We start from the raw sequence: 12,378 nt of genomic DNA on the forward strand, positions 1-12,378 counted from the left end.
GTGAACGACGTCAAGGGAAAAAGTGCACTCGTCACCGGTGGGGCGCGCGGGATGGGCGCAGCTATAGCCAAAGCCCTGTCGGAAGAAGGTATCGGAGTCCTGATCGGAGACCTCCTTGATACAGAGGGCGAAAAAAGCGCAGCGAAGCTGGGCAACCAGGTGGCCTTCCAACGTCTCGACGTCACACAAACCGAAAGCTGGAAATCCGCCATCGACACAGCAGAAACGACATTCGGCCCCCTGTCCGTTCTCGTCAACAATGCAGGCATTCTCGAGTCCGGCAGCATTCAAGAGCAACATCCGACGCAGTTCAGACACGTCCTGAACACCAACCTGTACGGCGCCTGGCTCGGAATGCATTGCGCTGCACAGTCACTGATCAGATCAGACAGTGGCGCCATCGTGAATATTTCCTCCACCGCTGCTCTGACCGGCTACGGAGGACTCGGAGCGTACGTTGCAAGCCAGTGGGGCCTTCGAGGGCTTACGAAGACTGCCGCGCTTGACTTCAGCCCGTACAACATACGGGTCTGCTCCGTTCACCCCGGACCGATCGACAATGCAATGACAGCGCCATTCGGTTCCTCATGCATTGCCGAGCAACCGATCCCGCGCTGCGGAAGCCCCGAGGAGGTTGCCTCGATGGTGCGGTTCATAGTCTGCGAAGCGACGTACTCGACCGGCTCCGAATTCATCCTCGACGGCGGGTGCACATCGGGGTTCGCTCACCCTGTTCCCGATACAAAATGACGAATCGGCCAGATGACACACGTAAGCGGGTCCTCCGGTTTGATTCACATGTGAAGGCCGCAGGGGTTTGCGGCGCTTTCAGAAAATTCAAGAGCAGGGCGCCGATTACGCCCGAGCGAAGGCAGGTCAGCTGCCTCTCATGTCGGTGATCAGCCACGTGGACGAGAGAAAAACAACAAACAGACCCCGCTGACAGGGATGGGAGTCGCGACTAGCGGGGTCTGGCACCGTCGACAACGTCGATGACGCGAAGATGAACATAATGCTCCTCGTAGGTGTCTGCCACTTACATACCGGTAACTACGAGGTACAGCAGCCGGACTGCTGTCATGGCCGCCCGGCTGCATTGGTGCCCTCAACCCGATGCCGACGCTCTAGTGCGGATACCCCCGACCTCATTCCAAGGCCGGGGGTATTACTGTCATCCGCGCCGAGCACACGACACGGCGACCCTCTATCCACACCAAGATTCGCCCCACATGTCGAATCTCGACACAACGACCATACGGCCGGACAAGAACGTGAACCACGTTTCGGCGCAGGATCATTCGAATTGATGACAAATGGCCCATCAGTGATTACCTTCGGCCGATCATCACAGGCACAAACGCCCGAAAAGCGCGCCGAAGGCCTGTTATCCTCCGAATCATCGCCCTCTGGCTCACATTCGCGGCGTAGCCGCTTGGAGCACCCGTCACCTTCGTGATCACTACGCTCAGCGCCCTGACATTGGGTCTATGGCTGCTGGTCGGTGCGATTATCGGATCCAGTGATCCTGAGTCAAGGGTTGAAACCACCGCTGGTTGCCGTATCTGTTGTCGCCCACAAACGCGGGATCGACTGCGTGTAAAGAGCCGCGCCCGCGGTCACACTCGCTCCCACTGCGACGAGCACTGTGCTCCCACATGTCGAATTTCTGTGTTCTTCCCTCTCCAAAGCCGCGATCAGTCCTGCGGTGTGCATGTGCTCGTCGTCAGCCACGGTGACGCATGACTCCGGCATCCCCAGCTTCGCCGCAAGTGCGGCCCGAAACCCAGGGCGGGCGGGCGCGGCCACGACGGAATCGACTTCTGCCAGTTCCAGTTTCGCCTCCTGCAGACATGTGGCGACTGCTTCGTAACCCGCCGCAGCGTAGTCCTCGTCGAGCGAACTTGACTCATGGAAACGCAACACATTCCGGTTGTCGTTCTGACCAACCGTCGCCCGGAACGAGTCCCCTCCATCGATACGATTCACCCAATGCACCTGGCCGAGCCCATAGTGATCATCGGTCCAGCAGCACAACGCCGCTCCCCCCACTGCCGAGAAGGGAAACCCCTCGCTGAGCCCGTGCCCCGGGTCGGCATCACTGGCGACGACGAGTGCGCGTTCGATCACACGGGAACGAAGAAATCCGTCAACAATCTGCAGCGCGGTCAACACGCCACAAGTACCGTTCGCGACATCGAAGGAGAACGTTCCATGGTCGCCGGTGTGCGGATCCTCTGGATGGGCGCCGATATCGTCTTGAATGAGAGCGGCAAGGGCCGGTTCACCGAGATTTCGGTCGCGATACAGACCTGCGTTCAGGAGGAGATCGAGGTCGTCGGGGCGACATCCGGCCTTGTCGAGGCAGGACCGCGCCGCCGCTGACGCGAGGTGAAGTGCACTGTGCCGACTCCGCCATCCACCCCGGGTGAGGGACAACTGCTCAATGATCGTTCCCATAGCGCGCCACCAGTTCTCCATCGATTTCCACTAGAACTACCCCGATCTCCAACCCAGAGGCCAAGGAGATCAACGCGACAGTCTCTCCCGGCTGGATACGGCCGGCCTCGAGTTCCTCGACCAACGCCACCGTGTGGGTTGTCGACGCTGTGTTCCCGTATCGGTCGACTGTGATGACCGCGTCATGCCGCGGACTGTCTCCGAACGACGCCTCCATCTGAGCCATACCCTTCTTGATTGCCCGCGCGGAAGTCTGATGAGTGATCACATGGTCGATGTCGTGTATCGACAGCTCGAGTGAGTCGAGTACCTCATGTAGGAGCAGCGGGGTGTCGGCGATGGCTGCCTTCTGAATCGCGCGCGAATTGGTAAACATGCGAGCGCCCGGAGCACCGCCCTTCGGGTAAGCGAGACATAAACGGCTGTAATCGGCCACGGTGGTGAATCCGGCAAGTCGGATCCCGACGGCACCGGCGGGCGCCCGTTCGAGGACAAGCGCTGCGCCCGCATCGCCCAATGTCAACGAGGCCAACTCTTTACTCATGATGTTGTGGATATGCTGCGCGGCATTGCGGCCGAGTTGGGAAATATATTCACCACTCACGATCAAAGCCCGCTCGACGACACCCTGGCGTATCCAATTGTTGGCCACCATGACACCGGTGAGCATCCCTGCGCATGCATTTGAAAGATCGAACGTCATGGTCTTGTTCGCTCCGAGAGCCCGCGCGACGACACCGCTCATCGTGGGTTCAATCCATTGAGTGAGACCATCACGAAACTTGGTGATGCTGCAGCTGATCACTACGTCTATCGACTCAATCGAACGGCCCGACTTCTCCAAGGCATCCCGTGCGGCCGCCGTTGCAAGGGTGTAGGAATCCTCATCACCCACACTGACGCGGCGCTCGTGAATCCCGGTCAAACGTTCGAGATCGATATGGGTCGAATGCCGTGTTGTCGTCATCAATTCGTCGGTCGTGAGCCGTGTGACGGGAAGGTGCCGACCTGCCCCCGCGATCCGCGTCCGGTAAGGCTCTCGGATGTCATTGCCTTCAGCATCCGTCACCAGCCAGTGCTTGACCATTTCGCTCTATTCCTCGGTTCGTCTTGCGCCGTACTTTCTGCCACTGGGCATCGCATCGTGTTGACATTCAGCAGTATTCGCGCGGAGACCACCGTGGACTTCTCGCCTGCTTCCGCGCCGAGCGGCAACGTCGACCTCAATCCGCTACGGGACGAGACGCGCCGGTGTTCAGCTCATTCAATGCGCTGCTCGAATTGCAAAATCATATGAATTGACTAGTCACATCACCGGCATCATGTGCATGGGCGGAAGTACGCCCAAACCGTGAAGACACATCATAAAGGTGTGACACATCTGCATCGCGTTCACTGCGATCACTCCTTTCGTTACGCCCTGTGGAGTCACTCAGGGAGATGATTGTGTCCTGAGAACGGTCAAGCGGTTCTTGTACTCGTCTTCGTCGATCTCCCCACGGGCGAACCGCTCGGCAAGCATCCTCTCTGCGCTGCGGCGCAGTAGGGATCTAGGTGGAGGATCCGCGGAGCCATGTCCGACATAACGAATCAACAGAAAGATTCCGACGATCAACAAACTCCAAAACAGTGCCATACCAATGAACATCAGTGCGTAATCCCAACCCCAACTACTGAGATGGTGGTTATACATCACAGCGAGGCCTCCTACATTCTCCCTTCGGCAATGAACACGCCCGGTCTCGCAGCGCCCCACGCCTCTTCTCCTATCGTGCGCTCTTTTCCGATCGGCCCACAGGGTCTTTCTGCTCGTCTTGACAGGCGGCCCGAGTTCTCGATCAACATGCCGGAAGCCCTTGCCATGAGAGTTCTTCGGCTCTACCTGTCCGGATGTCCGGGCGGGATTCTCAGGGTCAAGTGCGTTCCGGCGACTCCTGGGAGGCCTGATGCCATGGTCACGCGCGGTTCTCCCTGCGCTAACAGGGAATCCTGCAGCTGTGTTCGGTGTTGCACATAGCGAGGTAGTAGTCAACGACCTCCGATCGAATGAGAAGTACACATCATGACAAGTCCCCGCGAGGTCGAGAGCATCCGCCCGACTCAAATACCGGTGCCGATGCGTTCCGAGCTTTCCGGGCAACGCGTTAAGTTCGTCGATCCTCGTTTCGGTCAGCTGGCCGGGCAGTTCTTCCGACTCTTCGAGCGGCCCTCGAGCGGTGGCGGCGCGCTTGCGGTCTACTTCGGCGGCGAGCCAGTTGTCGACATCTGGTCTGGGTGGGCGGCCCGTGACACGCGCTGGCAACCAGAGACCGTATCCATGTCCTTCTCCACCGGAAAAGGTGTTGCGAGTACGGTTCTGCACCGTCTCGCAGAACGCGGGCTGATCGAATACGACGCACCTGTCGCCGAATACTGGCCCGAGTTCGCGAGTGCCGGCAAGGACGCCGTCACGGTACGGCAACTGTTGACTCACCAAGCCGGATTACATCGTGTACGTGGCCTGGTTCCGGGACAGTTGGCTCTGCTCGATCACGACAGCATTGTCAGCGCTCTCGCGTCAGCTACACCGGACCGACGCCGCCTCACTACGCCCGGATATCACGCAGTCACGTTCGGTTCCCTCGTCGCGGAGCTTACAACCCGGGCAACCGGTTCATCGTTCACCGATCTTGTCCGCACCGAAATCGCAGAACCCCTTGGAATCGAAGAGTTCTGGTTCCAGGTGCCCGAAGGTCAACGCCATCGAATTGCAAAACTCTTCCCCCGGATCAATCCGTTCAAGGTGCCATGGGACACGGCTTCCTACGCGCTGGCACGAATGCCGGCACTGCGAAATATCGCCGATGCCGGCATGCCGGAGGGGTTCGACAAACTTGTCCACAATCCTTCCATCCACGATTACGTCATGCCCGGATGGAACGGCGTTTTCACTGCGCGCGCCCTCGCCCGTATGTACGCAGCACTGGCGAACAAGGGGGTCGTCGGAGAAGACAGGTTCCTGAGCGAAGAAACCCTCGAACAGGTCGGAGAGGTGCAGACGATTGCTCGCGACTACGTTCTCGGAATTCGGATGAACTGGCGACTCGGCTATCACTCGGCGTTCGTTGCCCACCGCAATCAATCGCCACATGCCTTCGGGCACTACGGACTGGGCGGATCGGGCGCATTCGCCGACCCGGAAACCGGCCTGGCACTAGCCTTCGTCACAAACAGAATGGGTGGCGCTCTCACACCGTTCGTTGACCTGAGATTGGCCAGATTGGGTGCCCAAGCGGAAGCGATCGCCCGCTCTTTGTGATGTGAACCCGATCGATTCAACTCCATGTTCCTACGACCATCCTCTCCCGAATGGAACGCTCCGGAACACGGTGACGGCAGCCTTCTCTCCTGCATCGACAAGGTTCCGTGATACACGAACCTTGTGGCCTACTAGGGGGCGACCGATGATCTGAGTACGACAGGCGACAATGGGGGCTGAAGAACGTCCTCCATTGCGTCGAGCGGCACAGGTTCGTCAACGAGAGTTGCCCACGGATATTTCTCACTCGTCGCTGCGAGGAACGCAACTGCCTGACCGAGATGTCGCGGTTCGTAATTGTGCACACCAGTGATGGTCAGCCACCGACGAACAACATCCTCCGGGTCCACTGAAACCGCAGGGCCGGGGCTGACTGACCCGGCGAGTACAAGACGACCTCCCAGGTCGAGGCGGCGCAGGGCGGCGTTCACTGCAGCCGGGGCACCGGAGAAATCGATTGCAATATCGGTGAGCAGCCGATCATCATCGTCGTCGGCACCGAACTGATGAGATTGACTTTGCCGCAATGGATTCGGCTCGACCGTCTGCACTACGGCACCGGCCTCCGTTGCAGCAGCGGCAGCCGTGACACCAAGCATCCCAGCCCCGTAGATCAGCACTCGTTTGTCAGTGAGATCCCCCGCCGCTTCGAGCGCTGCCATCACGGTCGCGGTTGCACACGCTGCCGGTGCGGCCACCGCGTCGGGCAATGAATCGGGAACCAGCGAGATCGCGGTCCCGCTCGGCAGAACGATATGTGCGGCGTACGACCCACTCAATGTCCATGGCCCTAGCGCTGATTCGTGCCCAACCTTGCCCACGTTCACGCATTTGGCAGTGAAACCCTTGGCGCAGCGTGGGCAGCGATGGCACGGGACCGTCACCGACCACACGACTCGGTCACCGACCGCGAGTGGGCGCACGCACTCCCCCACCACCTCAGGGTTTGTGCCAGAACCGATGGCGACCACTCGCCCGACGGCTTCGTGCCCGAGGATCGACGGACACGGCGCGTCGCGGCGTCCGGACACAGTGTGCAGGTCGCTGCCACAGACCGTGGCGAGGCTGACACGCACGAGGACCTCCCCCGAACCCAGTTCGGGAATCTCCATTTCCCGGATGTCGACGCCATCGCGTGTCCATACGGCTGCCCGCGTCAAACGAGGAGTGATCTGATCCATCCGGAAATCCTTTCCACGATGTAGACGATGACAAAAATGACGATGACGATCGCACCGGCGATCTGGAAGTTCAGAGTGCGAATCGACTCGAACAGCAGGAATCCCACGCCGCCGGCGCCAACGATGCCCAAGACGGTTGACGTGCGGATGTTGACGTCGAGTAGATACAGACTGGATCCGACAATCGAAGGAATAGATTGTGGCAGAACAGCACTGAAGATTCGATTCCACCAACCGCCACCCACCGAAGTCACTGCGTCGAGCGGCCCCGGGTCGATCTCCTCGACAGCGTCGGCAACAAGTTTGCCCAGAAATCCCACCGAGCCGATCGCCAGGGCGCACGTACCCGCCACCGGGCCAAGCCCGACGGCCGCAACGAACACGACGGCGAGAATAAGTTCGGGTACGGCACGCACCACGACGATCCACGCCCTCGCGAGCCAATAAAGCACAGGATGCGGCGTCGCATTGGCAGCAGCGAGGATTCCGACCGGGATCGAAAGTCCGACGCCGATAGCCGTGGATACGACGCCGATTGCGACAGTCTGGACGGTGGCGTCGAGCAGTTCGGCACCGAGCGAGGAGAAATCGGGCGGCACCATGCGCCCGAAGACCTCCACGGAAGGCCCAACCCACGTCAACAGCGCTCTGGGGTCGATCTCGAGTACGACAAACGAGGCGATGCAGGCCGCGATCAGCAACGTCGAAGCACCGATACGCATCGCTCGATCACGGCGGGGTCCACCGATCGACGGGACGAGCAGCGTGCGCCGTACGGCGATCGCCACCAATTCCATCGCGGCGATGATGGCCAGAATGACGAGCACGATCCCCAGGGCGCGCGGGTAGATCAGTCCCCGCAACGCATCTTGTAGCGCAAACCCGATTCCGCCGGCACCGACAAATCCGAGAACCACCGACATGCGCAGGTTGATGTCGATGCGGTAGACGAACGCGCCGATCCAAGCGGGAACAACCTGGGGTACAACAGCATTGATCATTTCACGCAGGTATCCGGCGCCGGTGGCTCGGATCGCTTCCCGCGGTCCGCTGTCGGTTTGCTCGATGGCATCGGCAAACAACTTGCCGAGCATGCCGATCGAATGCAGCGCCAGCGCAAGAATCCCGGGGAGGACACCGATGCCCAGTGCTCGGACGAACAGCACTGCCAACAGTAGGTCGGGCATGGCCCGACAGAACGTGATGACGGCCCGCGCGACGCTGTACACCCACGGATGCGGAGTTGTATTGCGCGCAGCGAGGAAAGCCAAGGGAATGGAAGCGATCGCGGCCAGGACAGTACCAAGCACGGCCATCAGCAGCGTGTCGAAGGCGAGCGAGACGATACGCCCGGTGTCGTCCACGCGGGGCGGGAGCATGCGTCCGAGTAGGCGCTGAACATCTTCGAGGCCGTCGATCAGTGTCGCGGGTGCAAAGTTGATGTACTGCGCCGACAGAAGCGTCGCAACCACTGCAGCCACACTCAACGCGGGTAGTAGCCAACGTCTATTTCGCGTAACTGTCTGCGGGGAATCAGTTTTCGGTGGTGGTTGACCGAGCGTGGTGGTCACGTCGATCCCACCACCGACAGCGCGTCACGCTCGGGTGCGAGGCGTTGGTAGATCGGCATGACATCCTCGCGTCGCAGCCCGCTCGCCGGACGATCGAGAACTACCTCTCCGTCGCGAAGGCCGACGAGCCGGTGTGCCCAGCCCAGCGCGAGGTCGACCTGATGGAGCGTGCACACGACGGTCAGCTGTTCCTCGGTGCACACCCGCTGCAGCAGATCCATGACAACACCGGCGTTCTCCGGGTCGAGCGAGGCCACCGGTTCGTCGGCGAGCACGATGCTCGGCCGCTGCATCAGGGTGCGCGCGATGGCCACGCGCTGTTGCTGTCCACCGGAGAGGGTATCGGCGCGGCGCTCGGCCAGATCTGCGAGTCCAACCCGGTCGAGGCAGTTGAGAGCCTCGATGCGCATCGACTTCGGATACGTCAGCGTCCCGTAGCGCGGGATGCGCAGTCGTCCGAGACCTCCGACGAGAACATTCTCGAGACAGCTGAGGCGTCCGACGAGATTGAAATGCTGGAAGATGAATCCGATGTTCTTGCGCAGTTCCCGCACGTCACGCGCCGGAGCTGAGTCGATGCGGGTGCCCAGCGCGGTAACGCTGCCAGAGGTGATCGGATGGAGTCCGTTGATGCAGCGCAGCAGTGTGGACTTGCCGGAGCCCGAAAGACCGAGCAGCACGAGCATTTCACTGCGGTGCACGTCGAGGTTGACGTTCTGGAGTGCGGTGGTGGAACCGAAGGTCTTCGTGACGTCGCGTGCGCTGATGACTATGTCGTTCGGGGGTGTGGGCATGATCAGCCTTGGCACTTCTGCGAACCGGTGACCTCGCATACGTGGCGGACGCCGTCGTAATCGCTGTCCTGTGCCGGTACGACGCCCCAGGCGCGTTCGTCGGTGATGCGGCATTCGTCGGTGCAGATGCCGTCAGCCTGGAAGGCCGCGGAGTTCATACCTTCACTGAAGACCGCCTTCAGCTTCGCGATCGCGTCGGCACCGAGTTCGTCGTTGGCAGCGAACAACGATCCTGCGATCATCTCCGACTTCCAGACAGTCTTGAGCTCACCTGGCTTCAGCTCACCGTTGTCGATCATGGTCTTGTCGACCATCGTGTCGAATGCAAAACCGGCGTCGCAGTCACCGCTCTTGACTGCGAGCGCCGACGCGTCATGTCCGCCTGCGTAGATGGGGGTGACTGCGGCGGAGATGTCTGCTTCCGAACCGGAGGCGATGACACCTTCTTCGATGAGTCCGGCCGTGGGGTAAAGAAATCCGGATGTCGAACTGGGATCGACGAAGCAGACCTTTTTGCCTGCATAGTCGGTGAGACTATTGACGGAATTGTTGTCCGAGCGGGTGATTGCGTACGACTGGTACCCGGGAGGAGTTCCTTCGTTCTTCACGACGGCCCCGAGGGGCGTCATCTGTGCACCGTTGATACCGGCGACGACATAGGCGAAGGGACCGAAGAACGCGAGGTCGACGTTGCCGGCGATGAGACCTTCGACCACGCCCGCGTAATCGGATGCCTGGACGAATTCGACTTTCGCCCCCGTCTCGCGTTCCAGTCGTTCGATCACCGGGTCGTAGCTGGATTTGAGGTCGGTGGAGTTTTCAGCCGGAATTGCGGCCAGTGTCAGGGTTTTCGGGAATCCCTGTTCAGTTGTGGTTTCAGCACCTGAGCTGGAACAACCGGCAGCGACAAGTGCGGCGGTGGAAAGAAGGGCCGCAGCAATGCTGGCGCGGCGAAGAGTGCGGATACTCATGTCGTGGTCCGTTCGGTCGAGTGAAAGCAGGGAAGATAAGGCATCAGTCGAGTTCAGGGCTGAGCGAACTCAGGGCTAGCGAATTCAGCGAAGTACGAGGCTCGGGAGATCGGTGATGCTGTCGAGGATGTGGGTCGCGCCGGCATCGATCAGAACCTCGCTCCGGTGGGCGCCGGTGCGGACGCCGGCGACGACGGACGCACCTGCGCGTCGACCCGATCGGATATCGCTCGCGGTGTCACCGACCACGGCGACAGCCGCCATGTCACTGACTCTGCACTGCAGTGCAGCAGCGAGCACGAGATCCGGATGCGGACGCCCTCGGAACGAATCCCCCGGCGCCAGATAAGCATCAGCGACAGTGCCCCACTCCAAAGCGTCCAGAATTCGATGCTGCGTGGCCGGTGAAAAGCCGGTCGTCAACACCACTGCAACGCCGGCCTCCCGGAGTTGTGTGATGGCGTCGGCAGCCCCGGGCACTGAGGTCACACCGCCGTCGATTCGCGCGTCGTACGCCGCTTCGAAAGCGTGATTGGCGGCTTGGGCGCGGTCTTCCGCGCCGAAGAGTGCTCGAAAGACTTCGATTTTGGACTGACCCATCGTTTCGAGGACGTAGCGGCGAGCGTCGTCGCGGTCTGCGCCGGACTCGGCGAGACCCACCGCAGTGGCCGCGGCATCAAAGGCGTCGATGACGAGACCGTCGTCGGCGACGGTGGTGCCGGCCATGTCCATGACAACCAGTTCAATGGCAGGTCCAACTAGGGAAGTTTCGCTAAGCGCTTGTGTCGCGGTCGAATTCGTCATGACCCATACGATGCATGTTGGTATAGACCAAGGCGAATCCGTTGCGTGAACTGACAATGAACTAACGGTGACATCTTGGTCTAGACCAAGAAATGGTAGTGTCTGACGCATGGCGGTCGACGCAGAACCTCGGATGCTCAAGCATCAGATCGTGCGCAAGAATCTCGACGCGCTTCTCGACGACCTGTCACCAGGCGACTCTTTCCCCTCCGAACGAGATCTCGCCGAGAGATACGACGTATCTCGGGAAACCCTGCGTCAGGCGATGCGGGAGTTGCTCGTTGCCGGCCGCATCGAGCGGCGCGGTCGAACAACTGTTGTCGCTGACCCTAAAGTCGTTCTGCCGCTTGCTATCGGCTCGTACACCGAGGCCGCTCGCAACAAAGGAATGACCGCTACTCGAATTCTGGTCGGGTGGTCGATGGACGGCGCTGACGAGCACCTCGCGGATCTCCTGCACATTGAACCAGGTGACGCAGTGGTGCAACTCGAGCGAGTGTTCACGACCGACAACGTCCGTGTCGGACTGGAAACAACCCGCATCGCCGCCCACAGAATCCCCGGCCTGATGGAGACCTTCGACTACAGAGATTCTCTCTACGCCGAACTGCGCACACGCGGAATACAATTCGATCGCGTCGTCGACAGCATTGAGACAGTACTCCCCGATGCCCGAGAAGTATCACTGCTCAACGTCGACCCGCGGACCCCGATGTTCCTCCTCAACCGAGTGTCCTACGACATCGATGGTGTTCCAATCGAACAGAGACGATCCCTCTACCGCGGTGACCGCATGACCTTCACTGCAGTCATGCACGCGTAAACACACGCGCAATCAATCGTCGCCGACTAAAGTTCTGGTCATGGAGCGAAGCAGCGACGCTGCTCAAACCCGCAGTGGCGGTAACCGCCGCTCGCGGTTTGACGTGTTCGTCGAACATGCAGAGTTGCGAGTCAGTCAGGCACCGTTCTTCTTCCTGTGCGTCGCCATCGTGGTGGCCTGGTTTATCAGCTTGCCGTGGTGGACGGATCTCAAGACCTGGCAGGTTGCCATTCATACAGTCGCGAGTGTTTTCACACTGCTGTTGGTAGTGCTGCTCGAGAATGCCGGCCGCCGCGCGAGCGAAGCGTCGCAAGAAAAGCTCAACGTCATCGCCGAGGCACTGGCAGCAATGCTGGATTCATCCGCATTCGATGATCCCGAGCTCCGAACTGCTGCCAAACGACTCCGGGAGGCTGTTGGACTCGAAGAACGCCACTGAAATGTGACTGTCCATTTCGCCCGAACCGTCGCGACGAGTC

Annotated in this window: 11 protein-coding genes; 4 read left to right on the forward strand and 7 right to left on the reverse strand. The window is 60.4% G+C overall.

Features of this window, described 5'->3' with window-relative positions; translation table 11 throughout:
• The gene (locus tag EEB13_RS16485; protein WP_033236212.1) at positions 1 to 750 is read left to right on the forward strand and encodes an SDR family oxidoreductase; all 750 of its coding nucleotides are present in this window, start codon (positions 1 to 3) and stop codon (positions 748 to 750) included.
• A gap of 780 nt (positions 751 to 1,530) precedes the next feature.
• Here the strand turns inward: EEB13_RS16485 and EEB13_RS16490 are convergent.
• Complete coding sequence (locus EEB13_RS16490; protein ID WP_051730684.1) at positions 1,531 to 2,457, reverse strand: 3-oxoacyl-ACP synthase; 927 nt, start codon at positions 2,455 to 2,457, stop codon at positions 1,531 to 1,533.
• Positions 2,441 to 3,544 carry a 3-oxoacyl-ACP synthase III family protein gene (locus EEB13_RS16495; protein WP_033236211.1) on the reverse strand — a complete coding sequence of 368 codons (1,104 nt, stop codon included), beginning with the start codon at positions 3,542 to 3,544 and terminating at the stop codon, positions 2,441 to 2,443. Before EEB13_RS16495 ends, EEB13_RS16490 begins: the two co-directional genes overlap by 17 nt.
• Positions 3,545 to 4,573: 1,029 nt before the next feature.
• On the opposite strand from EEB13_RS16495, the gene EEB13_RS16505 reads away from it, so the two are divergent.
• Positions 4,574 to 5,755 (forward strand): serine hydrolase domain-containing protein, encoded by a 1,182-nt coding sequence (locus tag EEB13_RS16505; RefSeq protein ID WP_261984606.1) that lies wholly within the window; start codon positions 4,574 to 4,576, stop codon positions 5,753 to 5,755.
• A gap of 131 nt (positions 5,756 to 5,886) precedes the next feature.
• Here EEB13_RS16505 and EEB13_RS16510 read toward each other — a convergent pair whose 3' ends face one another.
• From EEB13_RS16510 to EEB13_RS16530, 5 genes are all read right to left on the reverse strand, one after another.
• Positions 5,887 to 6,936, reverse strand: a complete 1,050-nt coding sequence (locus tag EEB13_RS16510) for a zinc-binding dehydrogenase (RefSeq protein WP_141485820.1) — start codon at positions 6,934 to 6,936, stop codon at positions 5,887 to 5,889.
• Entirely contained in the window at positions 6,912 to 8,507 is a 1,596-nt protein-coding gene (gene phnE, locus EEB13_RS16515) for a phosphonate ABC transporter, permease protein PhnE (protein WP_033236207.1), read from the reverse strand. The genes EEB13_RS16510 and phnE overlap by 25 nt, the downstream gene beginning before the upstream one ends.
• Complete coding sequence (gene phnC / locus EEB13_RS16520; protein ID WP_033236206.1) at positions 8,504 to 9,301, reverse strand: phosphonate ABC transporter ATP-binding protein; 798 nt, start codon at positions 9,299 to 9,301, stop codon at positions 8,504 to 8,506. The genes phnE and phnC overlap by 4 nt, the downstream gene beginning before the upstream one ends.
• 2 nt (positions 9,302 to 9,303) lie before the next feature.
• Complete coding sequence (locus tag EEB13_RS16525) at positions 9,304 to 10,272, reverse strand: phosphate/phosphite/phosphonate ABC transporter substrate-binding protein (RefSeq protein WP_141485821.1); 969 nt, start codon at positions 10,270 to 10,272, stop codon at positions 9,304 to 9,306.
• Positions 10,273 to 10,356: 84 nt separating this feature from the next.
• Entirely contained in the window at positions 10,357 to 11,076 is a 720-nt protein-coding gene (locus tag EEB13_RS16530; protein ID WP_141485822.1) for a phosphonatase-like hydrolase, read from the reverse strand.
• Between the two features lie 109 nt (positions 11,077 to 11,185).
• On the opposite strand from EEB13_RS16530, the gene EEB13_RS16535 reads away from it, so the two are divergent.
• Positions 11,186 to 11,899 (forward strand): GntR family transcriptional regulator, encoded by a 714-nt coding sequence (locus EEB13_RS16535; protein WP_175393658.1) that lies wholly within the window; start codon positions 11,186 to 11,188, stop codon positions 11,897 to 11,899.
• Between the two features lie 40 nt (positions 11,900 to 11,939).
• On the forward strand, positions 11,940 to 12,338 hold the full coding sequence (locus EEB13_RS16540) for a low affinity iron permease family protein (protein WP_033236203.1): 399 nt from the start codon (positions 11,940 to 11,942) through the stop codon (positions 12,336 to 12,338).
• Positions 12,339 to 12,378 lie beyond the last annotated feature (40 nt).

It is taken from the genome of Rhodococcus sp. WS3 (assembly GCF_003797085.1).
Classification (GTDB): Bacteria; Actinomycetota; Actinomycetes; order Mycobacteriales; family Mycobacteriaceae; genus Rhodococcus_F; species Rhodococcus_F globerula.